Consider the following 24,883-nt stretch of genomic DNA (forward strand, 5'->3'; position numbering starts at 1 on the left):
CCGCCCTGTTATCTCTCGCCTGTCGACATGCCAGAATCACACTATATTGGGCGCTTTGCGCCATCGCCTTCCGGTGAACTCCATTTCGGTTCGCTGATAGCCGCGCTCGGCAGCTATCTCCAGGCCCGCGCCCAGCAGGGAACGTGGCGGGTACGCATTGAGGATATCGATCCGCCCCGGGAAGTGCCCGGCGCGGCCGATACCATCCTGCGTCAGCTTGAGCACTACGGCCTGCACTGGGACGGCGAGGTACTCTGGCAGTCCCAGCGGCATGAGGCCTACCGCGACGCGCTGGCTGCTTTACGCCAGCGCGGGCTGAGCTACTACTGCACCTGCACCCGGGCGCGTATTCAGAGCATCGGCGGGGTCTATGACGGCCACTGCCGCCTGCGCGATAACGGCCCGGAGAACGCCGCGCTGCGCCTGTGGCAGCACCAACCGGTGCTGCACTTTCATGACAGGCTGCGGGGCGATCTCTACGCCGATGAGGCGCTGGCGCGGGAGGATTTTATTATCCACCGCCGGGATGGCCTGTTTGCCTATAACCTGGCCGTAGTCGTAGATGATAATTTTCAGGGCGTCACTGAGATCGTGCGCGGCGCGGATCTCATCGCCCCCACGGTGCGGCAGATCTCGCTCTATCAGCAGCTTGGCTGGCAGCCGCCTGACTATGTTCACCTGCCGCTGGCCCTGAACAGCGACGGTAACAAGCTCTCTAAGCAGAATCACGCTCCGCCGCTGCCAGAGGGCGATCCGCGGCCGGTGCTGATCCGCGCTTTACAATTTTTAAATCAGGATGTAACAAGTAACTGGCAGGATTTGCCCACCGCGGCCCTGCTACAGCATGCGGTAGAGAACTGGGATCTGTCCCGGGTCCCTGAGACAGCACAGATCAATCCGGCATTCCTAAATGCCCCACTCTGAGCTATGATTAGCCGCAATTTTTTTGTCGTAAAGACTGACACAACCGAGGTGCACCATTTTTACCCGAGTCGCTAATTTTTGCCGCAAGGTGTTAAGCCGCGAGGAAAGCATGGCCGAGGAGGTCATCGCCGAGCCGCGTATGACGGTTATTCCGCGCGAGCAGCACACAATTTCCCGCAAAGATATCAGTGAAAATGCCCTCAAGGTGCTGTACCGTCTGAACAAAGCGGGCTACGAAGCCTACCTTGTAGGCGGTGGCGTCCGCGATCTGCTGTTAGGCAAAAAACCGAAAGATTTCGACGTGACGACCAATGCCACGCCGGACCAGGTGCGCAAGCTGTTCCGCAACTGCCGCCTGGTGGGCCGCCGCTTCCGTCTCGCTCACGTGATGTTTGGTCCGGAGATTATCGAGGTAGCTACCTTCCGTGGCCATCACGAAGATCAGCCTGCCGATCGCACCACCTCCCAGCGCGGCCAGAACGGCATGCTGCTGCGCGACAACATCTTCGGCTCTATTGAAGAGGACGCCCAGCGCCGCGATTTCACCATTAACAGCCTCTACTACAGCGTGGCTGACTTTACGGTGCGCGACTACGTCGGGGGGATGCAGGATCTTGAAGAGGGTGTTATCCGCCTGATCGGTAACCCGGAGACCCGCTATCGGGAGGATCCGGTGCGGATGCTGCGCGCGGTGCGCTTTGCCGCCAAGCTGCATATGCGTATCAGTCCGGAAACCGCCGAGCCGATCGCCCGTCTCGCGACGCTTATCAACGACGTGCCGCCGGCGCGCCTGTTTGAAGAGTCGCTGAAGCTGCTGCAGGCTGGTAATGGCCTGGATACCTATCAGCTGCTGCGCGAGTACAGCCTGTTCCAGCCGCTGTTCCCTACCATCACGCGATACTTCACCGAGAAGGGTGATTCGTCGATGGAGCGGATCATCAACCTGGTGCTGAAGAACACCGATACCCGCATTCAGAACGATATGCGTGTTAACCCGGCGTTCCTGTTTGCCGCCATGCTTTGGTATCCACAGCTGGAGACCGCGCAGAAGATTGCCCAGGAGAGCGGCCTGACCTATCACGACGCCTTCGCGCTGGCAATGAACGACGTGCTGGACGAAGCCTGCCGCACGCTGGCGATCCCGAAACGGATCACCACCCTGGTACGCGATATCTGGCAGCTGCAGCTGCGCATGTCCCGCCGCCAGGGCAAACGCGCCTGGAAGCTGATGGAGCATCCGAAGTTCCGCGCCGCCTACGATCTGCTTGCTCTGCGGGCCGAGGTCGAGGGCAACCACGAGCTACAAAAACTGGTGCAGTGGTGGGGCGAGTTCCAGGTGGCCGCACCGCCCGCGCAGAAGGGCATGCTTGACGTGCTGGATGATGAGCCAGATACCCGCCGTCGCCATCGCCGCCCGCGTAAGCGTACCCCGCGTCGCGAAGGCAGCGCATGACGCTGGTCTATATTGCCCTTGGCAGTAACCTGGCGTCGCCTTTGACCCAGGTTAACGCGGCAATCGCGGCGCTGGGAACCCTCCCTGACAGCCAGGTTGTCGCCGTCTCCGGCTTCTACCGCACGCCGCCGCTGGGTCCGCAGGATCAGCCCGACTACCTTAACGCCGCCGTGGCGCTGGAGACGACGCTGGCGCCTGAAGCTCTGCTGGATCACACCCAGCGTATCGAGCTGGACCAGGGCCGGGTGCGTAAAGCGGAGCGCTGGGGACCGCGCACGCTGGATCTCGACATTATGCTGTTTGGCGATGAGACTCTCGCTACCCCGCGCCTCACCGTCCCCCACTACGATATGAAAAACCGCGGCTTTATGCTCTGGCCGCTGTTTGAGATCGCGCCCGAACTGCGTTTCCCCGACGGCGAGACGCTTGTCAGCGTACTTGCACGCCTCGGCGCAGCAAAACCCGCGAGCTGGTAATACCACTCCGCCCCCTAAACCTGCTGAAAATCATTGTCCCGCCTGACGTTACTGATAAAATGCCGGAAAGTTTAAGGCTCCATCAGGAAACGCTATGAAACCAACCACCCTCTCCTGGCTGCAAAAGTGCAAGCAGGAACAGAAACGCTTCGCCACCATCACCGCCTATGACTACAGCTTCGCTAAGCTTTTTGCTGAAGAGGGCATCAACGTCATGCTGGTCGGCGACTCGTTAGGGATGACGGTCCAGGGTCATGACTCCACTCTGCCGGTGACGGTCGCAGATATCGCCTACCATACCCAGAGCGTACGCCGCGGCGCGCCGAACTGTCTGCTGCTTGCCGACCTGCCGTTTATGGCCTATGCCACCCCTGAACAGGCTTTCGCCAACGCCGCCACGGTGATGCGCGCCGGAGCCAACATGGTCAAAATTGAGGGCGGCCGCTGGCTGGCCGAGACGGTAACCATGCTGACCGAACGCGCCGTGCCGGTGTGCGGTCACCTGGGGTTAACCCCGCAGTCGGTGAACGTCTTTGGTGGCTACAAGGTGCAGGGGCGCGGCGACGCGGCCCAGACGCTATTTGATGACGCCCTGGCGCTGGAGGCGGCTGGCGCACAGCTGCTGGTGCTGGAGTGCGTGCCGGTTGCGCTGGCGAAGCGTATTACCGAGGCGCTGACTATTCCGGTGATTGGCATTGGCGCGGGCAACGTGACCGACGGCCAGATCCTGGTGATGCACGATGCGTTTGGCATCACCGGCGGCCATATTCCTAAATTTGCCAAGAATTTCCTGGCTGGCACGGGCGACATGCGCGCTGCCGTGCGCCAGTACGTGAGTGAAGTCGAAGCGGGGACCTATCCCGGCGAAGAGCACAGTTTTCACTAAGGAGCCTACGCGTGTTGATTATCGAAACCCTGCCGCTGCTGCGCCAGCATATCCGCCGGCTGCGCCGTGAGGGCCAGCGCATTGCGCTGGTGCCGACTATGGGCAACCTCCACGATGGCCATATGCAGCTGGTTGACGAAGCGAAAACCCACGCTGATGTGGTTGTGGTGAGCATCTTTGTTAATCCTATGCAGTTTGACCGCCCTGACGATCTGCAGCGCTACCCGCGCACCCTGCAGGAAGATTGCGAGAAGCTGAACAAACGCAAGGTGGATTTTGTCTTTGCCCCTGCTGCCGACCAGGTTTACCCCCAGGGCACCGGCGAGCAGACCTACGTTGACGTTCCCGGCCTCTCCACCATGCTGGAAGGCGCAAGCCGTCCGGGTCATTTCCGCGGCGTGGCGACCATCGTCAGCAAGCTGTTTAACCTGGTCCAGCCGGACGTCGCCTGCTTTGGTGAGAAAGACTTCCAGCAGCTGGCGGTGATCCGCAAGATGGTGGCCGACATGGGCTACGATATCGACATCGTCGGCGTGCCGACGGTACGCGCCAAAGACGGTCTGGCCCTCAGCTCGCGCAACGGCTACCTCACGGCAGAGCAGCGTAAGATTGCCCCGGCCCTGAGCAAAGAGATGAACGCCCTGGCGGCGAAGCTGCGGGCGGGCAATCGCCAGCTGGAAGAGATGATTGCCGAGGCCGGACAGGCGCTGGACGAAGCCGGTTTTCGTACTGATGAGATCCAGATCCGCGATGCCGACACGCTGCAAGCGCTGAACGATGCCAGCCAGCGGGCGGTGATCCTGATGGCGGCATGGCTTGGCCAGGCGCGCCTCATCGACAACGTGACGGTAGCGCTGACGCCGCCGCCAGCGGGTTGATGCTCCACAGCATTTTACTCCCGGCGGCGCAGGCGGCCGGGCCAACACAAGCACAAAGGTAGACGTTATGATCCGCACTATGCTGCAAGGCAAGCTCCACCGCGTCAAAGTGACTCAGGCAGACCTGCACTATGAAGGCTCCTGCGCTATTGACCAGGATTTCCTTGAGGCGGCTGGTATTCTGGAATACGAAGCCATCGATATTTACAACGTAACCAACGGCAAACGCTTCTCCACCTACGCGATTGCCGGCGAGCGCGGCTCGAAAATTATCTCGGTCAACGGCGCGGCGGCCCACTGCGCCGACGTCGGCGACATCCTGATCATCGCCACCTACGTGACGATGCCGGACGAGCAGGCTCGCAGCTGGCAGCCAAAAGTGGCCTACTTTGACGGCGACAATGAGATGACCCGCAAAGCGAAAGCGGTGCCGGTGCAGGTTGCCTGATATCTACGGCTGGTTACCCACCAGCCGTGCCATCTCCTCTAACGAATCCGTTCTTAAGATATAGAGTCGTTTCAATAAGAACGGATTATCACCCGGCTTCACCTTCCCCTTTACCGTCGTCACCGCCATATGAAAACCGGCGTCGCGCGCGGCCTCGATCGCTTTTTCGTTGTAGCCGCCAAAAGGATATGAGAGATAATCCACGTGCGGGTTAAACTGCGATAGTGCCCGACGCGAGTGGGCAAAATCGAACTCAATGATGTGGTAGCTGCGGCTGAGCAGAATGGGATGGCGGGCGGCATCGACCCGATGCAGAAAGTGGGTGTGCGACTGGATATCAAATACGTCCTGAATGCCACGCAGCTCGGAGATGCTCATAAACTGTAATGATGTCGGATCCCACCGTTGCGGGTAGGCTTTGATGCGCGACGAGATGGTAAACGACGTCGCCTTAAAGCCGTACTGCTTGAGGATGGGATAAGCGTAGCGGCTGATCGACTTCAGCCCGTCATCAAAGGTGATCGCCACCGCCCGGGCCGGAAGGTTAAGCCGGTTCTTCAGGTAGCCCTCCAGCTGATACATCGTCAGGGTGGTATAGCCCCTGTCCCGCAGCCAGGTCATCTGGTTGCTGAATGCCCGCACCGAGGTGGTAGTAGAGGTGTGGCGAAAGCGGGTGTTCTCCTCATCGCGCAGGATGTGGTGATAGGTGAGCACCGGGATGCCATGATCCTCCTGCGCGTCCAGGCTGCTGATATAGGCCAGCCGGTCGCCAATGCGGATCTGGAACCAGGTCTGGTTCAGCCCGTCGCGCAGCTTGCCGACGATGGGGTAGCGCAGGTTCTCCGCCAGCATACCGAAAGGCGCGCTGCGAACGTTAGGCCCGCTGTAGAGCGGGGTTGCTTTCCAGGTCACAAGGTTCTGGTTGCTCAGCGGCTTGTTGAGATCCCCCAGCCGGTCCTGCACCCGTTTTTTACCTCGCACCGGCTCCAGATGGCCTTTGTCGATAAAGGCCCGGCCAAAGCCGAAGCGAAAGGCGCTGTAGTCCCCCTCCCCGTTCATCACTGCAATAATCTGCCCCGCCTGCACATAGCCGACGTTGATCACCCGGTCGCCAATCTGCGCCCAGACGGCGGCGGCCTCGGTGGTTTGCATATAGCGAGCCGGGGAGTCCTGATCCAACAGGCGGGCGGAGGCGGCGCTGCTCCATATCAGGAGCAGCGCCAGGAGTAGGCGCATGAGCATGTAGATTAGCTACGCAGGCCACGTCCACGCTGGATCAGATACCAGCAAAGCAGGTAGAACGCGACGATAAACACCGCCAGCACGCCGACGGTCATCACCAGCGGCACGTCGCTAATGCCGAGGAAGCCAAAGCGGAAGCCGCTGATCATGTAGACGATCGGGTTGAGGTGCGACAGCCCCTGCCAGAACGGCGGCAGCAGGGTCAGGGAGTAGAACACCCCGCCGAGGTAGGTGAGCGGCGTCAGCACGAAGGTCGGGATCAGGCTGATATCGTCGAAGGTCTTGGCAAACACCGCATTCAGCAGGCCCGCCAGCGAGAAGAGCACCGCCGTCAGCAGCAGCGTCAGGCCGACAAACAGCCATGAATGCACCTGGAAAGGCACGAAGAAGAGGGACACCGCCGTCACCAGCACGCCGACGCACAGCCCGCGCGCCACGCCGCCGCCGACGTAGCCGGCAATAATCACGTGCGTAGGCACCGGGGCCACCAGCAGCTCCTCAATGTTGCGCTGGAACTTGGCGCTAAAGAACGATGAGGCGACGTTAGCATAGGCGTTGGTGATCACCGCCATCATGATCAGGCCCGGAACGATAAACTGCATGTAGGTGAAGCCGTGCATCTCACCAATCCGCGATCCGATCAGGTTGCCGAAGATGATGAAGTAGAGGGTCATGGTGATCACCGGCGGAACCAGGGTCTGGATCCAGATGCGCATAAAGCGCTGGATCTCTTTGTGCCAGATACTTTTTAGCGCGACCCAGTAGAGCTGCATCATGCGTGGTCTCCTTTTTTATTGTGTACCAGCGTGACAAACAGCTCTTCTAAACGGTTGGCTTTGTTACGCATGCTTAATACCTGAACGCCCTGGGCGCTCAGCTGGCTGAAAACGCTGTTGATCCCCTGCTCGCGCAGCACTTCGACCTCCAGGGTTGAGGTATCCACCAGCCGGTACTGGTAGCCTTCCAGCTTCGGCAGCGGGCTTTTCGGCGCCAGGTCGAGGATAAAGGTCTCTGATTTCAGCTTGGCCAGCAGCGACTTCATGGAGGTGTTCTCCACCAGCTCGCCGTGCTGAATAATACCGATGTTACGGCAGAGCATCTCCGCCTCTTCCAGATAGTGGGTGGTGAGGATAATGGTCGTGCCCTGGGCGTTCAAATCTTTTAAAAAGCCCCACATGGAGCGGCGCAGCTCAATGTCCACCCCGGCGGTAGGTTCGTCGAGGATCAGCAGCTTAGGCTCATGCATCAGCGCCCGGGCGATCATCAGACGGCGTTTCATCCCGCCAGAGAGCATCCGCGCCTTTTCGTTGCGTTTTTCCCACAGATCGAGCTGCTTAAGGTACTTTTCGCTACGGATCAGCGCCTCATGGCGCTCGACGCCGTAGTAGCCCGCCTGGTTGACGACAATCTGCTGCACGGTCTCAAAGGGGTTGAAGTTAAACTCCTGCGGCACCAGGCCGAGCTGGCGTTTAGCGTTCACCACGTCCTTCTGCAGGTCGTAGCCAAAGACGCTCACCCGCCCCGAGGTTTTATTTACCAGCGAGCTGACGATACCGATCGTGGTCGATTTACCCGCACCGTTGGGTCCCAGAAGCGCGTAGAAGTCACCCGCTTCTACTTTTAAATCAATGCCGCGCAGCGCCTGCACGCCGCCCGGATAGGTTTTTTTAAGCTGCTCAAGCTCCAGTGCAATGGTCATGTCGTTTCGCTTACCTTTTTTCTGACACTCTATGTGTGGTTTAAAATTAAATGGAGTTGACCTATATTAGCTCAACGCATTTACTTGGTTACAGGTCGTTAACCGTCATGAAAGATATAGATACACTCATCAGTAACAATGCACTATGGTCAAAGATGCTGGTGGAAGAGGATCCCGGATTTTTCGAGACCCTGGCTAAGGCACAGAAGCCGCGCTTCCTGTGGATTGGCTGCTCCGACAGCCGCGTTCCCGCCGAGCGTTTGACCGGCCTTGAGCCGGGCGAGCTGTTCGTTCACCGTAACGTCGCCAACCTGGTTATCCACACCGATCTGAACTGCCTGTCGGTAGTGCAGTACGCGGTGGACGTGCTGGAAGTTGAGCACATCATCATCTGCGGCCACTACGGCTGCGGCGGCGTGCAGGCAGCGGTTGAGAACCCTGAGCTGGGGCTGATCAACAACTGGCTGTTGCATATCCGTGACATCTGGCTCAAGCACAACGCGCTGCTGAGCGAAATGCCGGAAGAGCGTCGCCTCGACACCCTGTGCGAGCTGAACGTCATGGAGCAGGTCTATAACCTGGGCCACTCAACCATCATGCAGTCGGCGTGGAAGCGCGGGCAGAATGTCACTATCCACGGCTGGGCCTACGGTATTCACGACGGCCTGCTGCGCGATCTTGACGTTACCGCCACCAGCCGCGATACCCTTGAGCTGGGCTATCGCAAGGGCGTGTCCAACATCAGCCAGAAGCATATTAACCACAAATAAGTGGCAATGCCGGGCGGCGGCTTACGCCTTACCCGGCCTACAACTGCCCGGCACGCTTCGCGCTACCGGGCTTTTTAATGCCTACTCGTCAAGCGGCACCACTTTGCCCACATAGGGGAGATGACGATAGCGCTGGGCATAGTCGATGCCGTAACCCACCACAAACTCGTCTGGAATCGAGAAGCCAACAAATTCTACCGGCACCGCAACTTCCCGGCGCGATGGCTTATCCAGCAGGGTACAGATCGCCAGCGACTTCGGCTCGCGCAGGCTGAGGATCTCGCGCACTTTGGAGAGCGTATTCCCAGAGTCGATAATATCCTCGACGATCAGCACGTCTTTACCGCGAATATCTTCGTCCAGATCCTTGAGAATTTTTACGTCACGGGTGGTGGACATACCGCTGCCGTAGCTGGAGGCAGTCATAAAATCGACCTCATGCGGCACCTGCACTTCACGGCACAGATCGGCCATAAACATAAACGAGCCGCGCAGCAGGCCCACCAGCACCATCTCGCTGCCGCTCGCCTGATAGCGTTCGGTGATTTGACGACCCAATTCACTAATACGCGCTTTGATCTCCGCTTCCGGGATCATCACTTCAACAGTATGTTTCATATGCTAACCGTTTGATTTTGTAACCACTCACTCGATGCGGATAGCCTCTATTCCGGCATCAATTCATTAGCGCGCCAGTATACCAGCAAATGCTTTTATTAGGGGCGCGAGTTAAGAAAAGCCAAATATGTGATGACGGTCACACTTGTTAAATCCTATAATTAATTGCTATCAAAATATTAAACATTAAGAAGAGTGTCTTTCTATGGCAGAAACAAAAGCTCGGACGTCGCGCGTGCTCGTGACGTTAACAGCCCTGTTCGCAGCACTATGCGGGCTATTTCTCCTGATCGGTGGGGTCTGGCTGGTCGCCGTTGGCGGCTCCTGGTACTACCCTATCGCCGGTCTTGTTATGCTCGGCGTCGCCTGGCTGCTGTGGCGCAGCAAGCGTGCAGCGCTCTGGCTCTACGCTGCGCTCCTTCTCGGCACCATGATCTGGGGCGTCTGGGAAGTCGGCTTCGACTTCTGGGCGCTCACGCCGCGTAGCGACATCCTCGTCTTCTTTGGGATCTGGCTGGTGCTGCCGTTTGTCTGGCGTCGCCTGATCGTACCTGCCAACGGTGCGGTCGCCGCGCTGCTGGTAGCGCTGGTGATCACAGGCGGAATGCTGACCTGGGCGGGCTTTAACGATCCGCAGGAGATTAACGGCACGCTGAGCGCTGATGCGACGCCTGCTGCACCGATCTCTCAGGTCGCAGATGCCGACTGGCCGGCCTATGGTCGTAACCAGGAGGGTCAGCGCTACTCCCCGCTGAAGCAGATCAACGCCGACAACGTGCATAAGCTGAAAGAGGCCTGGGTATTCCGTACCGGCGATCTGAAGCTGCCAACCGATCCGGGTGAGATCACCAATGAAGTCACGCCGATTAAGGTTGGCGACACCCTGTTCCTCTGCACTGCGCACCAGCGTCTGTTTGCCCTAGATGCCGCCACCGGTAAAGAGAAGTGGCACTTCGATCCGCAGCTGAACACCAATCCGTCGTTCCAGCACGTGACCTGCCGTGGCGTCTCCTATCATGAGGCGAACGCCAACAATGCCAGCCCGGACGTGGTCGCTAACTGCCCGCGCCGCATCATTCTGCCGGTGAACGATGGTCGCCTGTTCGCCGTCAACGCCGACAACGGCAAGCTGTGCGAATCCTTTGCTAACAAAGGTATTCTGAACCTGCAAACCAACATGCCGGTCACTACCCCGGGCATGTACGAGCCGACTTCACCGCCTATCGTTACTGATAAGGTGATTGTCATTGCCGGTGCGGTAACCGATAACTACTCTACCCGTGAGCCGTCTGGCGTTATTCGCGGCTTCGACATCAATACCGGCGCGCTGCTGTGGGCCTTCGATCCGGGCGCGAAAGATCCGAACGCCATTCCGGCGGACCAGCATCACTTTACGCCGAACTCACCGAACTCCTGGGCACCGGCGGCCTATGATGCCAAGCTGGATCTGGTCTACCTGCCGATGGGCGTCACCACGCCGGACATCTGGGGCGGTAACCGCACGCCGGAGCAGGAGCGTTATGCCAGCTCTATCGTGGCCCTGAACGCCACCACCGGTAAACTGGCGTGGAGCTATCAGACCGTACACCACGATCTGTGGGATATGGATATGCCGTCCCAGCCGACGCTGGCGGATATTACCGTTAAGGGTCAGACCGTACCGGTGATCTACGCCCCGGCGAAAACCGGCAACATCTTTGTGCTGGATCGCCGTAACGGTCAGCTGGTTGTTCCTGCGCCAGAGAAGCCGGTTCCGCAGGGTGCGGCCAAAGGTGACTACGTTACCAAAACCCAGCCGTTCTCCGACCTGAGCTTCCGTCCGAAGAAAGACCTGAGCGGGAAAGACATGTGGGGTGCCACGATGTTTGACCAGCTGGTGTGCCGCGTGATCTTCCAGAACCTGCGCTATGAAGGCATCTTCACGCCGCCGTCTGAGCAGGGTACGCTGGTATTCCCGGGTAACCTGGGGATGTTCGAGTGGGGTGGTATCTCTGTCGATCCGCACCGTCAGGTGGCGATTGCCAACCCGATGGCGCTGCCGTTTGTCTCTAAGCTGATGCCACGCGGTCCGGGTAACCCGATGGAAGAGCCGGAAAATGGCCAGGGCACTGGCTCTGAGTCGGGTATTCAGCCGCAGTACGGCGTGCCGTACGGTGTGACCCTGAACCCGTTCCTGTCGCCGATTGGCCTGCCGTGTAAACAGCCTGCCTGGGGTTACATCTCCGCGCTGGATCTGAAAACCAACGAAGTGGTGTGGAAAAAACGTATCGGTACGCCGCAGGATAGCCTGCCGTTCCCAATGCCGATCCCATTACCGTTCACCACCGGTATGCCAATGCTGGGCGGCCCAATCTCTACCGCCGGTAACGTGCTGTTCATCGCGGCGACCGCAGACAACTATCTGCGCGCCTACAACATGAGCAACGGTGAGAAGCTGTGGCAGGGCCGTCTGCCAGCGGGTGGCCAGGCAACGCCGATGACCTATGAAGTGAATGGCAAGCAGTACGTTGTCATCTCCGCGGGTGGTCACGGTTCGTTTGGTACCAAGATGGGCGACTATATCGTTGCCTACGCCCTGCCGGACGACGAGAAGTAATAGTGTCTCTGTAGTATCTGTAGGCCCGGCAAGCTTCGCGCCGCCGGGCGTTACGATGCCGAATAGGGCACCTGACGCCGGGTGGCGCTACGCTTACCCGGCCTACCCCTTACTTCAAAGAAATAATTTCTTACAAATGCACAATTTCCCACCCGGATTATACGTGTAATAGTGAGGTGCATTATGCGCACAACATATATGGATATAATACAATTCTCAACATTGATACTTTTGGCTCAAGCATTATGAATGCAGGCATAAACAACTTTTTATCTATATTATTTTTTATAGGTTAATACATGTCTGTAATCAATGAAGGAACAGAACTCCAAGTTGGGTCATCCACTCAAAAAAAATCATTTATATTAATGTGCTTTTTTTTAGCGGCCATAGGTAATACATTATCTTCGCTGATTACGTCTAAATTTATTGGCGCAGGGTTCGCCTTTCTCATAATGGTTATGCTGGAGATAGGCATAGGTACTTGTGCGTATGCTGTTTTCTACCGTAAACAGAACCAAATCAGTGGCCCACATTTAAAAAAATCACTACCATTTTTTTTATTAGTTTTTTTGATGCAGACCCTGCCCATTATCTTCACCCATAAACATACTCCTTCATTGCATTTTTCTCTGTCAGACACCCCAGGAATTATTTACTTTATAATTATAAGCCCATTTTGTGAGGAGATTTTTTACAGAGGTTGCCTGTTTGACTCGTTATGTCATTTTTGTAATACGCTTGGCGCTGGACAAGGCATGATAGTACCATTGCTTGCTACCTCTCTTATTTTTAGTGTGATGCATATACAATTTTCATCAATAATCGAATACAGTTCTGTATTTATCCTTTCCATACTGCTCATTTGTGTCAGAGTATTAACTAAAGGCTTGGTGCTTCCAATAATGCTACACTCTTTTTTCAATATGCTATTCATAGCAGCAGTCTATACAATAATTTAACAACGGTTACTACACGCCATAATAATCTTAAAAAATTGAAAGATCTAAAGAACCGCAGCGAAGCTGTAAATATCATGGGCTGGCTGCAACAACAGCGCTGCGGTCGAGAAAAGGATCCATTCCTTATAGTAACGCTGGCTAACCTTTTATACCGTGAATCCCATCATCATTCCCGTATCCTCATGCTCCAGCAAATGACAGTGCGCCATGTAGGCATGCTCTTTCGGGGCATCATGATCGAACTTCACCAGTACCTCGCTGCGCGCGCCGTAGACGTTTACCGTATCCTTCCAGCCTGAACGATGGGTCGCCGGTGGCTTGCCGTTCTCCGACAGAATGCGGAACTGCGTACCGTGGATATGGAACGGGTGCTGCATCATGTCCCCCTCCCCGGAAATCACCCAGCGCTCATACTGCCCTTTGCTGGCGGTGAACAGCGGGTTGTGCATATCAAAGGCTTTACCGTTGATGCGGTTGGCGCTGTGGAAATCAAACTCGCCGCCGTGGCCACCGTGATCCATGTTCATCCCCATGTGGTCCATCATGCCGCCGTGGTGCATTCCGCTCATCGCCTTGTCGCCGTACTTATCCCGCAGCGCCTGCATCCCCATCATATCCAGCATCGGATCCATCGACAGGTGGAAGGTGCGCTGGGTTAAGCCCATGAGATCCGGCAGCGCTGGTACGTTAACCAGCGTATCGGGCAGCGTGCCGGAGGCGGTCACCCGCAGCGGCTGGATGCGCAGTACCGGGTGCGGCTGGTCAAACGGTGGCAGGGCCATCCCCATCTGGCTGACGGGCAGCGTAACCAGATCTACCGGCTTGCCGTCGCTGATATCCACCAGCACCTCAAAACGCTCCCCGGTCAGCACCGGCAGCGCCGTCACCGCAACCGGCTCGGCGAGATGACCGCCGTCGCTGGCGATAACATACATCCGGCGTCCGTCGCTGAGGGCAAAGTTAAGGGTACGCGCATTGCAGCCGTTCAGCAGGCGTAGACGCAGCCAGCCGCGTGGGGCCGCGTGCTGAGGATAGAGCGCCCCGTTTGCCAGCAGAGTCTCGCCAAACCAGCCCACCGCCGCGCTCATCACGTCGAGCTGGTAATCGATCTGGCCGTCGGCGGCCAGACGTTTGTCCTGCACGATCACCGGCACGTCGTCGATGCCCCACTGCTTGGGCAGGCGCAGCATGCGGCTCTCGTTGTCCTCGATCAGTACCAGCCCCGCCAGACCCATCGCAACCTGATGCCCGGTTTTACCATGCTGATGCGGATGGAACCAACAGGTAGCGGCCCGCTGATCGGGGGTGAAGGTGACCTCGCGCGCGCCGCCCGCCGGGATGATCCCCTGTGGGCCGCCGTCTACCTCACCCGGCACCTCCAGCCCATGCCAGTGAACGGTAGTCTCTTCCGCGAGTCGGTTACGGATCCCCACCGTCACCGTTTTCCCCTGCCGCAGCTGAAGCGCAGGACCCAGCAGGTTGCCGTTATAGCCCCAGGTTGCAGCGCTTTTATCGCCAAAGGAGGAGGTGCCAGGCTGCACGGTAAGCCTGATACGGTTCTGGGCATCGGGAGCGAGCAGTTCGGGTATCGGCAGCGTAGCCTGTTCCCCTGTCGCGGCAGCCCGCGCCCACGTCGGCAGCGCGCTGATGACCCCCAGCGCAGCGGAATATTTTAGAAAATCACGGCGTTGCATAGTCGAATCCTTATCGTCGGCAAACGGTATGCTGAGCTTAAACCCTGCCCCTGCGGCAAGGTCAAGCGAAAGGCGAATAATAAAGATCGTCGCCTTACCCACAAGTATGCTAACGTTTAATTTCCGTGATGTTTTGGTAAGAAGAATGAAGATGTTTTTCAGAACCGTTGTGTTCACCAGCCTGCTGGCGATGTCAGCAAATAGTTATGCGCTCAGCGAGTCTGAAGCGGAGGACATGGCCGATCTGACGGCGGTGTTCGTGTTTCTGAAAAACGACTGTGGTTACCAGAATCTACCGAATGGCCAGATCCGCCGGGCGCTGGTGTTTTTTGCCCAGCAGAACCAGTGGGATCTGAGCAACTACGACACCTTTGATATGAAATCCCTCGGCGAAGATAGCTATCGCGATCTCAGCGGCATTGGCATACCGGTTGCCAAAAAATGCAAAGCGCTGGCCCGCGACTCCCTCAGCCTGCTGGCCTACGTCAAGTAAAGTAAACCCGCCTCCCCTGCTGAAGTTATAGCCGTGCATCAACGGCTATAGTTAGCTATGATGTTGCGCCCATTTTGTGTGGATGTTAACGAAGGAGGATGCATGGCTGATACCCGCCAGTGGCATGAAACGCTGCATGACCAGTTTGGTCAGTACTTTGCCGTTGATAACGTGCTCTACCACGAGAAGACCGATCACCAGGATCTGATCATCTTTGAAAACGCCGCCTTTGGCCGCGTGATGGCGCTGGACGGCGTTGTCCAGACCACCGAGCGTGACGAATTTATCTATCACGAAATGATGACCCACGTTCCGCTGCTGGCCCACGGCCAGGCGAAGCATGTGCTGATCATCGGCGGCGGCGACGGGGCGATGCTGCGCGAAGTGAGCCGGCATAAAAACGTTGAAACCATCACTATGGTTGAGATCGACGCGGGCGTGGTGTCGTTCTGTCGTCAGTACCTGCCGAATCACAACGCGGGCAGCTACGACGATCCGCGCTTTACGCTGGTGATTGACGACGGCGTTAATTTTGTTAACCAGACCGCACAGACCTTTGACGTGATTATCTCCGACTGCACCGATCCGGTGGGGCCAGGCGAGAGTCTGTTTACCTCGGACTTCTATGCAGGCTGCAAGCGCTGCCTGAATCCGGGCGGCATCTTCGTTGCCCAGAACGGCGTAAGCTTCCTGCAGCAGGATGAGGCCGTAGGCAGCCACAAAAAGCTGAGCCACTACTTTAGCGACGTTAGCTTCTACCAGGCGGCAGTGCCCACCTACTACGGCGGCATCATGACCTTCGCCTGGGCGACGGACAACGAGATCCTGCGTAACCTCTCCACCGAGATTATTCAGGCGCGCTTCCACAGCGCTGCCCTGACCTGCCGTTACTACAACCCGGCTGTTCATACGGCGTCCTTCGCCCTGCCGCAATACCTGCTCGATGCGCTCTCCCCAGGAGGTGATGAAAATTGAAAAAGCTGAAACTGCATGGCTTTAACAACCTGACCAAAAGCCTGAGTTTTTGTATTTACGATATCTGTTATGCCAAAACCGCCGAAGAGCGTGACGGCTATATTGCCTATATCGACGAACTCTATAACGCCAACCGCCTGACGGAGATCCTCACCGAGACCTGCTCCATCATCGGCGCGAACATTCTCAACGTTGCCCGCCAGGACTATGAGCCGCAGGGGGCCAGCGTAACCATTCTGGTGAGCGAAGAGCCGGTCGATCCGACCCTGATTGATAAAACCGCGCACCCCGGCCCGCTGCCGGAGACGGTGGTGGCCCATCTCGATAAGAGCCACATCTGCGTGCACACCTATCCGGAGAGCCACCCAGAAGGTGGCCTGTGCACCTTCCGTGCCGACATTGAGGTCTCTACCTGCGGCGTCATCTCCCCGCTGAAGGCGCTGAACTACCTGATCCACCAGCTTGAGTCGGACATCGTCACCGTTGACTACCGCGTGCGCGGCTTTACCCGTGACATCAACGGCATGAAGCACTTCATCGACCACGAGATCAACTCGATTCAGAACTTCCTCTCTGAGGATATGAAGGCGCTGTATGACATGGTGGACGTGAACGTTTACCAGGAGAACATCTTCCATACCAAGATGATGCTGAAGGAGTTCGACCTGAAGCACTATATGTTCCACACCCGCCCGGAAGATCTCACCGCCGAAGAGCGGGAAGCCATTACCGAATCGCTATGGAAAGAGATGCGCGAGATCTACTACGCGCGCAATATTCCCGCCGTGTAATTGCTGTTAAAGCCGGAGCAGGGACGCTCCGACAATCTTTTTAAAACAGGTTACTTCTGCTGAATAAACTCCCTGTAGGCCTTCACAACCTGCAGAAAGTCCTCCACGCCGCACAGCGACAGGCTCTCCTCATCGTAATAACTCATCCCCTCTTCGATCTCATCCCCAGAGAACTCCAGCTGGTTGGCACGCACGATCACCTCTTCTCCATCCATCCAGAGGGTGTACTCATGGCCAATCCGCTGCCACTGGCGCTCGCTGCCCTTGACGGTTTTTGCCGCTTGCTCCACCTCATCCAGCAGGGCCAGATTCTCTTTCACCTCTTCATTAAACCAGTGTCCGACCACCTCGTGGCCCATCGACATGCGCACTTTCACCTGGCCCGTGATGTCGCGTAAGAATTCGTAATCCATGCTTTTTTCCTCACATCCGCAATAGGGTAATTATCGCAGTCGCGGAGAAGAAAAACAGCGTAACGGGGAGAAGGAGAAGAAATAAAAAAACCCCTTCGCAAGACGAAGGGGTTTTATGCTGGCCTAAGGCCTGGTCTGACTTACACGGCGGTCTGGAAGATCACGCCGTCGGCTTTCTCGGTGTACTGGCCGAGCTGGTCAAAGTTCAGATAGCGATAGGTATCCACCGCTGTCTTATCGACCTGCGCCATAAAGATCTGGTACTCGTCCGGCGTCGGCAGTTTACCCAGCAGCGAAGAGACCGCCGCCAGCTCCGCTGATGCCAGGAAGACGTTCGCCCCAGTACCCAGACGGTTCGGGAAGTTACGCGTTGAGGTCGACACTACCGTTGCACCATCGGCTACACGCGCCTGGTTACCCATGCAGAGCGAGCAGCCTGGGATCTCAATACGCGCCCCGCTCTTGCCGAAGACGCTGTAGTAGCCCTCTTCCGTCAGCTGAGCGGCATCCATACGGGTTGGCGGCGCGACCCACAGACGGGTCGGCAGCTGGCCTTTATGGCTATCCAGCAGCTTACCGGCAGCACGGAAGTGACCGATGTTGGTCATGCACGAGCCGATAAACACTTCGTCAATCTTCTCACCGGCAACGTCAGAGAGCAGACGGGCATCATCCGGATCGTTTGGCGCACAGAGGATCGGCTCTTTGATATCTGCCAGATCGATCTCGATGACCGCCGCGTACTCGGCGTCGGCATCGGCTTCCAGCAGCTGCGGATCCGCCAGCCACTTCTCCATGCCCTGGATACGGCGTTCGATGGTACGGCGATCGCCGTAGCCTTCCGCAATCATCCACTTCAGCAGCACGATGTTAGAGGTCAAGTACTCGGTAATCGGTGCCTTATCCAGCTTGATGGTACAGCCCGCAGCGGAACGTTCGGCAGAGGCATCGGCCAGTTCAAACGCCTGCTCTACTTTCAGCTCAGGCAGACCTTCGATCTCAAGGATGCGGCCAGAGAAGATGTTTTTCTTACCTTTCTTCTCAACGGTCAGCAGCCCCTGACGGATCGCGTACAGCGGAATAGCATGCACCAGATCGCGCAGGGTAATGCCCGGCTGCATCGTGCCTTTGAAGCGCACCAGCACCGACTCCGGCATATCCAACGGCATAACGCCGGTCGCCGCGGCAAACGCCACCAGACCAGAGCCTGCCGGGAAGGAGATCCCTACCGGGAAGCGAGTGTGGGAGTCACCGCCGGTGCCGACGGTGTCTGGCAGCAGCATACGGTTCAGCCACGAGTGGATGATGCCATCACCCGGACGCAGCGACACGCCGCCGCGGTTCATGATGAAGTCTGGCAGCGTATGGTGCGTCGTCACGTCCACCGGCTTCGGATAGGCCGCCGTGTGGCAGAAGGACTGCATCACGAGGTCTGCAGAGAAGCCGAGGCAGGCCAGATCTTTCAGTTCGTCACGGGTCATTGGACCGGTGGTGTCCTGAGAGCCAACCGAGGTCATTTTCGGTTCGCAGTATTCGCCAGGACGAATACCGGTCACGCCACAGGCGCGGCCGACCATTTTTTGTGCCAGCGAGAAGCCTTTGTTGCTGGCCTCGACCGGTTTTGCGCTGCGGAAGACGTCGCTATGCGGCAGACCCAGCGCTTCACGCGCCTTGGTGGTCAGGCCACGCCCGATGATCAGCGGAATACGGCCTCCGGCGCGTACTTCGTCAATCAGCACGTCAGTTTTCAGCTCAAAGCTGGCCAGCAGCTCGCCGGTCTCGTGGTTGCGTACTTCACCTTTGAACGGATAGACGTCAATCACGTCGCCCATATTGAGGTTGTTCACGTCCACTTCGATCGGCAGCGCGCCCGCATCTTCCATCGTGTTGAAGAAGATCGGCGCGATTTTGCCGCCCAGCACCAGACCGCCGCCGCGCTTGTTCGGCACAAACGGAATGTCATCGCCCATAAACCACAGCACCGAGTTGGTGGCGGATTTACGCGAAGAGCCGGTACCGACCACGTCACCGACGTAGGCCAGCGGGAAGCCTTTTTTGTTGAGCTCTTCTATCTGCTTGATCGGGCCAACGGTACCGGCTACGTCCGGCACAATGCCTTCACGGGCGTTCTTCAGCATCGCCAGCGCGTGCAGAGGGATATCCGGGCGTGACCAGGCATCCGGGGCCGGAGAGAGGTCATCGGTGTTGGTTTCACCGGTCACTTTAAATACGGTAACGGTAATTTTTTCAGCCAGCGGCGGACGGCTCAGGAACCACTCGGCGTTAGCCCAGGAGAGCATCACCTGCTGCGCATGGGCGTTGCCCGCTTTCGCCTTCTCTTCCACGTCGTAGAAGTTATCGAACATCAGCAGCGTATGGGAGAGCGCTTTCGCGGCAATCGGGGCCAGAGCGTCGTTGTCCAGCGCTTCGATGAGCGGATGGATGTTGTAACCACCCTGCATGGTGCCGAGCAGCTCAACGGCTTTTTCCGCCGTGATCAGCGGTGAGGTCGCTTCGCCTTTTACGATGGCGGCCAGGAAGCCCGCTTTAACATAGGCGGCTTCATCAACGCCCGGCGGAACACGGTTGGAAAGCAGATCTAACAGGAACTCTTCTTCACCCGCTGGCGGGGATTTCAGCAGCTCGACCAGTGCGGCCATTTGGGTTGCATCGATAGGCTTGGGTACAATTCCCTGGGCGGCACGTTCGGCTACGTGCTTACGGTATTCTTCTAGCACGACGGTATTTCTCCTCGCTCTCACTCTCATTGTCATAGTGCGGCAGGCGATCTCTTCGCGCTCCTGTGGAACAGCAGTTTGTAGGGTAATGCCCGATACCGCATTGGGCAGCATATCAGGATTTAGGGGGGGTGTTAATCTGTTTACAAAAAAGCAACATTAAATATTAGCTGAATCGTTAAGGTTCAACTAAAGCGCTTTATCCACTCCTCTTAGAGGGATTTTTAGCTGCTTTTTTGGCATGCCTTCTGCATCCGCAACATTAATCAAAAAATATCTGCGCTTCTCTTTCATACTCACCTCATACCTGACCCTGCGATTTCTGTGGAAATCGGGAGAGAGAGAATGACCCTGCCCTTTAAATACGCTGCGCTCGCCCTCGTGTGCAGCGCCGGGCTATTTGCCGCCTCGGGCGTGCTCTACGTTAAAAGCCGCACTCCCGACACGCCTGTCCAGACAGCGCCTGTTACCCCCCCGCCTCAGACGGCACCCATTACGGCACCGGCGGTGAAGCCGACGTTTACCTCAGCGCAGATCGATCAATGGGTCGCGCCGGTGGCGCTCTACCCCGACCCGCTGCTCTCTCAGGTACTAATGGCCGCTACCTACCCGGCCAACGTGGTGCAGGCCGTGCAGTGGTCACGAGATAACCCTACCCTGCAGGGCGATGCGGCCATTCAGGCGGTTTCGGGCCAGCCCTGGGATCCGAGCGTGAAGTCGCTGGTTGCCTTCCCCCAGCTGATGGCCCTGATGGGCGAGAACCCGGAGTGGGTACAAAATCTGGGGGATGCGTTTCTGGCCCAGCCGCAGGACGTCATGGACTCTGTGCAGCGGCTGCGGCAGCTGGCCCAGCAGACCGGCGCGTTAAAATCCACGCCGCAGCAGACGGTCAGCAGCACGCCGAAGAAAGCTAAAGCGCCTGTTGCCGTTCAGAGCAGCGGCGGCACGCAGGCCCCTGCCCCAACGGTAATCAAAATTGAGCCTGCCAATCCGCAGGTGGTTTATGTTCCCAACTACAACCCCGCTACGGTCTACGGCAGCTGGCCAAACACGGCCTATCCCCCCGTCTATCTACCGCCGCCTCCCGGCCAGCAGTTTGCAGACAGCTTCGTTAAAGGCTTCGGCTATAGCCTGGGGGTCGCTACCACCTACGCGCTGTTCAGCAACATCGACTGGGATGACGACGATCACCATCACCATGATGACGATCACCACGACGACGATCATCATGATGGCGGCTATCACGGCAACGGCTACCAGCATAACGGGGACAACATCAACATTAACGTCAACAATCTCAACCGCATCTCAGGACAGAATCTGAAAGAGCAGCATATGACCTGGCAGCATAATCCTGCCTATCGCGACGGTGTCCCCTACCAGAGCGGTGCGGTTGCCCAGCGTTTCCACCCTACTGACGTTAGCGGCGGGCTGAGCGCTACCCGGCAGCCGACGGCCTCCCGGGATAGTCAGCGCCAGGCGGCAATGGCGCAGTTTGAGCAGCGTAACCACGCTCCAACCAGCAGTGTGGCTGGGGTATCCTCCCGCGACGCCCAGCGCAAGGCTGCCTCGCAGCAGCTCAGCCAGATTGCCCAGCGTAATAACTACCGCGGTTACGATAGCGATCTTCCCCGCCCCGCCAGGCAGGCAAAAAAAGAACCGGCCAGAGAGAGCATACGACCGGAACAAAGGGTAACGAGAGAGATGCACCAGCGAACCGTTCCCGCCTCTCCACAGCGCGAGCCGCGTGTGATGAGTGCCCGCGCTAACGTGTTTAGCGGCAATGACAGCCGCTCGCCGTCATGGCAGTCGCAGCAGCTGCGTGGCCAGCAGAGCCGCCACATCGACATTGGCAACCTTGAACAGCGGGCCGCCGGGCATGAAGGCCTGCGTGAACACCGCGAGTTTCGCCGTCGTTAACCGGAGCCGATCATGAAGAAAGTCCTGCTAAGTACCCTGCTGCTGTCGCTGCCTTTTCTAAGCTACGCCCAGCAGCTGTTCCCCTCCCCTGATGCGGCGGCCAGCGCCTTTGCCGCCGCGGTAGCCGATCAAAACGAAGCCCAGCTCGCCGCCGTGCTGGGCGATGACTGGCGGCAGTTTCTCCCTCTGGAACAGGTCGATCCTGAAGCTATCGCCCGCTTTAACCGCGACTGGGCGGTGAAGCATGAGGTCGTCGCGCAAGAGAGCGTTGCCCATCTCAACGTCGGCGAAGAGGGGTGGCAGTTGCCCATTCCTATGGTCAAAATTGCCGGAGGCTGGCACTTTGATATGCCCGCTGCTCAGGAGGAGATCCTCACCCGTGCCATTGGCCGCAACGAGCTGTCGGCAATTGAAGCCATGCACGCCTACGTCGATGCGCAATATGACTACCGGCAGCGCAAGCAGGCGTATGCCACGAAGCTTATCAGCAGCGAAGGCCAGCAGGACGGTCTCTACTGGCCGGTTAAGCCGGGAGAGGCCCCCAGCCCGCTGGGTCCTGCATTTAGCCCAGGCAAGCCAGGCATAGGCTATCACGGCTACCATTTCCGGATTATCCACAGCGACAGCGCCCGTGGTTTTGCCCTGCTGGCGTGGCCGGTGGCGTGGGATAAAACAGGAGTAATGAGCTTTATGGTGAATCAGGACGATCGCGTTTATCAGGCTGATTTAGGCAAGGAGACGAGTGAGAAAGCGCAGGCGATCGATAAGTTTGCTGCTGCTGATCCGTGGCAGCCTGTTGAACCTTAACTACAGTAGGCCCGGTAAGCGTAGCACCACCGGGCGTTTATCGGTTAACGCCGTCATGCCGGGCGGGACTGCGTTTGCCCGGTCTACGGTGCTCAGAGCTGATGAGGCATGAGCGTAGGATCATCTTTTACCGGCGGTTTGCCGCTGTTAAGCACCGCCTCATCGGCCTGAATGCTGCCGGAATTCTTCGCCCACTCCCCTTCCCCCGACTGGGTTACCTTCTGATGCTGGGCGTTTAGGTTTTCACCCATTGCCGCGATATGCGTGCTCTGCGTGCCCCCGCTATTAGCCGCCCAGGGAACAGTGGCATCGTTAGCCAACGCCATACCAGAAACCAGCGCCGTCGCTAACGCGGCGGTTGTCCAAAATAATTTCATTATGCATCCCTTATAGTCGTTGCGAGGGGGCAGCTTAAAATAAATAAGGTTTCGGGCGGGTGACAAAATACAAAAGAATATTTCTTACAAAACAACCACTTTACCGCTATGACGCAGGCTAAACGTAACGTGAGATAAATTGACCTTAATAAAATCTGGCTTTTTGTGCGTTCGGTACATCTTTTGCAATTTTCAGACATAAAAAAAGCGGCTACATGAGCCGCTTTAATCATATCCCGAAGATTATTTCTTCTTCGCTTTCGCGTTCGGCAGGTCAGTGATGCTACCTTCGAACACTTCTGCTGCCAGACCCACGGATTCGTGCAGGGTCGGGTGCGCATGGATGGTGAGCGCGATATCTTCAGCGTCACAGCCCATCTCGATCGCCAGACCGATCTCACCCAGCAGCTCGCCGCCGTTAGTACCGACAATCGCGCCACCGATCACACGGTGCGTCTCTTTGTCGAAGATCAGCTTGGTCATACCGTCTGCGCAGTCGGAAGCGATAGCACGGCCAGAAGCTGCCCACGGGAAGGTGGCGGTTTCGTAGCTGATGCCTTTCTCTTTCGCTTCTTTCTCGGTCAGGCCAACCCATGCCACTTCTGGCTCGGTGTAGGCGATAGACGGGATCACTTTCGGATCGAAGTAGTGTTTCATGCCGGCGATAACTTCAGCGGCAACGTGACCTTCGTGAACACCTTTGTGCGCCAGCATCGGCTGACCGACGATATCGCCGATAGCAAAGATGTGCGGTACGTTAGTACGCAGCTGCTTGTCTACGCGGATGAAGCCACGGTCGTCCACTTCCACGCCGGCTTTGCCTGCGTCGAGGTTTTTACCGTTCGGCACGCGGCCGATAGCCACCAGCACCGCGTCGTAACGCTGCGCTTCTGCCGGGGCTTTTTTGCCTTCCATAGAAACGTAGATGCCGTCTTCTTTCGCTTCAACGGCGGTCACTTTGGTTTCCAGCATCAGGTTGAACTTCTTGCTGATGCGCTTGGTGAAGACTTTAACGATATCTTTGTCAGCGGCCGGGATAACCTGGTCGAACATCTCAACCACGTCGATCTCTGAACCCAGCGCATGGTACACGGTACCCATTTCCAGACCAATGATGCCGCCGCCCATAACCAGCAGACGCTTCGGCACTTCTTTCAGCTCCAGCGCATCGGTGGAGTCCCACACGCGCGGATCTTCATGCGGAATGAACGGCAGTTCAATCGGACGGGAGCCTGCCGCGATGATCGCGTTGTCGAAGTTGATCACGGTTTTGCCGTTTTCGCCTTCCACTTCCAGGGTGTTCGCGCCGGTGAATTTGCCCAGGCCGTTAACCACTTTTACTTTACGGCCTTTAGCCATGCCAGCCAGACCGCCGGTCAGCTGGTTGATGACTTTCTCTTTCCAGGTACGAATTTTGTCGATGTCGGTTTTCGGCTCGCCGAAAACGATACCGTGCTCGGCCAGCGCTTTCGCTTCTTCGATCACTTTCGCTACGTGCAGCAGCGCTTTAGAAGGGATACAGCCGACGTTCAGGCAAACACCGCCGAGGGTGCTGTAACGCTCAACAATGACGGTTTCCAGACCTAAATCAGCGCAACGGAAGGCAGCAGAGTAACCTGCCGGGCCTGCCCCAAGTACCACGACCTGAGTTTTGATTTCAGTACTCATCATGACCTCTTAATTATTTCCGGCCGTACAAAGTGCTTTTGCTTTGCATCCGCCG

Annotated in this window: 23 protein-coding genes; 14 read left to right on the plus strand and 9 right to left on the minus strand. The window is 57.5% G+C overall.

Features of this window, described 5'->3' with window-relative positions; translation table 11 throughout:
- The first annotated feature begins 27 nt into the window (after positions 1–27).
- The 6 genes from gluQRS (at position 28) to panD (ending at position 5,065) form a co-directional block, all read left to right on the plus strand.
- Complete coding sequence (gene gluQRS, locus RTX96_RS14355) at positions 28–924, plus strand: tRNA glutamyl-Q(34) synthetase GluQRS (RefSeq protein ID WP_103820669.1); 897 nt, start codon at positions 28–30, stop codon at positions 922–924.
- Positions 925–979: 55 nt separating this feature from the next.
- A complete protein-coding gene (gene pcnB / locus RTX96_RS14360) occupies positions 980–2,377 on the plus strand; it encodes a polynucleotide adenylyltransferase PcnB (RefSeq protein WP_181016638.1) in 1,398 nt (465 codons plus the stop codon).
- Entirely contained in the window at positions 2,374–2,853 is a 480-nt protein-coding gene (gene folK, locus RTX96_RS14365) for a 2-amino-4-hydroxy-6-hydroxymethyldihydropteridine diphosphokinase (protein WP_312269833.1), read from the plus strand. Before pcnB ends, folK begins: the two co-directional genes overlap by 4 nt.
- A gap of 94 nt (positions 2,854–2,947) precedes the next feature.
- A complete protein-coding gene (gene panB, locus RTX96_RS14370; RefSeq protein WP_103820672.1) occupies positions 2,948–3,739 on the plus strand; it encodes a 3-methyl-2-oxobutanoate hydroxymethyltransferase in 792 nt (263 codons plus the stop codon).
- A gap of 11 nt (positions 3,740–3,750) precedes the next feature.
- Positions 3,751–4,617: a pantoate--beta-alanine ligase gene (gene panC / locus RTX96_RS14375; RefSeq protein ID WP_312269832.1), complete on the plus strand. Its 867-nt coding sequence runs from the start codon at positions 3,751–3,753 to the stop codon at positions 4,615–4,617.
- Between the two features lie 67 nt (positions 4,618–4,684).
- Positions 4,685–5,065 carry an aspartate 1-decarboxylase gene (gene panD / locus RTX96_RS14380; RefSeq protein WP_042390564.1) on the plus strand — a complete coding sequence of 127 codons (381 nt, stop codon included), beginning with the start codon at positions 4,685–4,687 and terminating at the stop codon, positions 5,063–5,065.
- Between the two features lie 3 nt (positions 5,066–5,068).
- Here panD and RTX96_RS14385 read toward each other — a convergent pair whose 3' ends face one another.
- Genes RTX96_RS14385 through RTX96_RS14395 form a run of 3 tightly spaced genes read right to left on the minus strand, consistent with a single transcriptional unit; the run spans position 5,069 to position 8,006 of the window.
- The gene (locus RTX96_RS14385; protein ID WP_312671462.1) at positions 5,069–6,313 is read right to left on the minus strand and encodes a polysaccharide deacetylase family protein; all 1,245 of its coding nucleotides are present in this window, start codon (positions 6,311–6,313) and stop codon (positions 5,069–5,071) included.
- The gene (locus RTX96_RS14390; protein ID WP_154057942.1) at positions 6,313–7,083 is read right to left on the minus strand and encodes an ABC transporter permease; all 771 of its coding nucleotides are present in this window, start codon (positions 7,081–7,083) and stop codon (positions 6,313–6,315) included. Before RTX96_RS14390 ends, RTX96_RS14385 begins: the two co-directional genes overlap by 1 nt.
- Entirely contained in the window at positions 7,080–8,006 is a 927-nt protein-coding gene (locus RTX96_RS14395) for an ABC transporter ATP-binding protein (protein WP_103820676.1), read from the minus strand. Before RTX96_RS14395 ends, RTX96_RS14390 begins: the two co-directional genes overlap by 4 nt.
- 107 nt (positions 8,007–8,113) lie before the next feature.
- Between RTX96_RS14395 and can the strand changes: the two genes are divergently transcribed.
- Positions 8,114–8,776, plus strand: coding sequence for a carbonate dehydratase (can, locus tag RTX96_RS14400; RefSeq protein WP_312269831.1), 663 nt, complete (start codon positions 8,114–8,116; stop codon positions 8,774–8,776).
- 81 nt (positions 8,777–8,857) lie between these two features.
- Here can and hpt read toward each other — a convergent pair whose 3' ends face one another.
- Entirely contained in the window at positions 8,858–9,394 is a 537-nt protein-coding gene (gene hpt / locus RTX96_RS14405; RefSeq protein ID WP_312671427.1) for a hypoxanthine phosphoribosyltransferase, read from the minus strand.
- Positions 9,395–9,599: 205 nt separating this feature from the next.
- Here hpt and RTX96_RS14410 point away from each other — a divergent pair, with 205 nt between their 5' ends.
- Together RTX96_RS14410 and RTX96_RS14415 are read left to right on the plus strand one after the other, a co-directional pair.
- Positions 9,600–11,990, plus strand: coding sequence for a glucose/quinate/shikimate family membrane-bound PQQ-dependent dehydrogenase (locus RTX96_RS14410; protein WP_312671428.1), 2,391 nt, complete (start codon positions 9,600–9,602; stop codon positions 11,988–11,990).
- A 299-nt stretch (positions 11,991–12,289) separates the two neighbouring features.
- Complete coding sequence (locus RTX96_RS14415) at positions 12,290–12,952, plus strand: CPBP family intramembrane glutamic endopeptidase (protein WP_312671429.1); 663 nt, start codon at positions 12,290–12,292, stop codon at positions 12,950–12,952.
- A gap of 146 nt (positions 12,953–13,098) precedes the next feature.
- Here RTX96_RS14415 and cueO read toward each other — a convergent pair whose 3' ends face one another.
- Entirely contained in the window at positions 13,099–14,646 is a 1,548-nt protein-coding gene (cueO, locus tag RTX96_RS14420) for a multicopper oxidase CueO (RefSeq protein ID WP_312671430.1), read from the minus strand.
- A 145-nt stretch (positions 14,647–14,791) separates the two neighbouring features.
- Here cueO and RTX96_RS14425 point away from each other — a divergent pair, with 145 nt between their 5' ends.
- The 3 genes from RTX96_RS14425 (at position 14,792) to speD (ending at position 16,905) form a co-directional block, all read left to right on the plus strand.
- Positions 14,792–15,139, plus strand: coding sequence for a YacC family pilotin-like protein (locus RTX96_RS14425; RefSeq protein ID WP_103820681.1), 348 nt, complete (start codon positions 14,792–14,794; stop codon positions 15,137–15,139).
- 102 nt (positions 15,140–15,241) lie between these two features.
- The gene (gene speE / locus RTX96_RS14430) at positions 15,242–16,114 is read left to right on the plus strand and encodes a polyamine aminopropyltransferase (RefSeq protein ID WP_103820682.1); all 873 of its coding nucleotides are present in this window, start codon (positions 15,242–15,244) and stop codon (positions 16,112–16,114) included.
- Positions 16,111–16,905 (plus strand): adenosylmethionine decarboxylase, encoded by a 795-nt coding sequence (gene speD, locus RTX96_RS14435; RefSeq protein ID WP_042390548.1) that lies wholly within the window; start codon positions 16,111–16,113, stop codon positions 16,903–16,905. The genes speE and speD overlap by 4 nt, the downstream gene beginning before the upstream one ends.
- Before the next feature lie 50 nt (positions 16,906–16,955).
- On the opposite strand, the gene yacL is transcribed toward speD, so the two are convergent.
- The gene (yacL, locus tag RTX96_RS14440) at positions 16,956–17,318 is read right to left on the minus strand and encodes a protein YacL (protein ID WP_312671431.1); all 363 of its coding nucleotides are present in this window, start codon (positions 17,316–17,318) and stop codon (positions 16,956–16,958) included.
- A 140-nt stretch (positions 17,319–17,458) separates the two neighbouring features.
- On the minus strand, positions 17,459–20,056 hold the full coding sequence (gene acnB, locus RTX96_RS14445) for a bifunctional aconitate hydratase 2/2-methylisocitrate dehydratase (RefSeq protein WP_312671432.1): 2,598 nt from the start codon (positions 20,054–20,056) through the stop codon (positions 17,459–17,461).
- 345 nt (positions 20,057–20,401) lie between these two features.
- Here acnB and RTX96_RS14450 point away from each other — a divergent pair, with 345 nt between their 5' ends.
- Both RTX96_RS14450 and RTX96_RS14455 read left to right on the plus strand, forming a co-directional pair.
- Positions 20,402–21,976: a DUF3300 domain-containing protein gene (locus RTX96_RS14450; protein ID WP_312671433.1), complete on the plus strand. Its 1,575-nt coding sequence runs from the start codon at positions 20,402–20,404 to the stop codon at positions 21,974–21,976.
- 12 nt (positions 21,977–21,988) lie between these two features.
- The gene (locus RTX96_RS14455; protein WP_312671434.1) at positions 21,989–22,783 is read left to right on the plus strand and encodes a DUF2950 family protein; all 795 of its coding nucleotides are present in this window, start codon (positions 21,989–21,991) and stop codon (positions 22,781–22,783) included.
- Between the two features lie 92 nt (positions 22,784–22,875).
- Here RTX96_RS14455 and RTX96_RS14460 read toward each other — a convergent pair whose 3' ends face one another.
- Both RTX96_RS14460 and lpdA read right to left on the minus strand, forming a co-directional pair.
- Positions 22,876–23,160, minus strand: a complete 285-nt coding sequence (locus tag RTX96_RS14460; protein WP_312671435.1) for a hypothetical protein — start codon at positions 23,158–23,160, stop codon at positions 22,876–22,878.
- A gap of 243 nt (positions 23,161–23,403) precedes the next feature.
- Entirely contained in the window at positions 23,404–24,828 is a 1,425-nt protein-coding gene (gene lpdA / locus RTX96_RS14465) for a dihydrolipoyl dehydrogenase (RefSeq protein WP_103820689.1), read from the minus strand.
- Positions 24,829–24,883: the final 55 nt, after the last annotated feature.

Origin of the sequence: Pseudescherichia sp., from assembly GCF_032052675.1 — a bacterium.
GTDB lineage: Bacteria > Pseudomonadota > Gammaproteobacteria > Enterobacterales > Enterobacteriaceae > Pseudescherichia.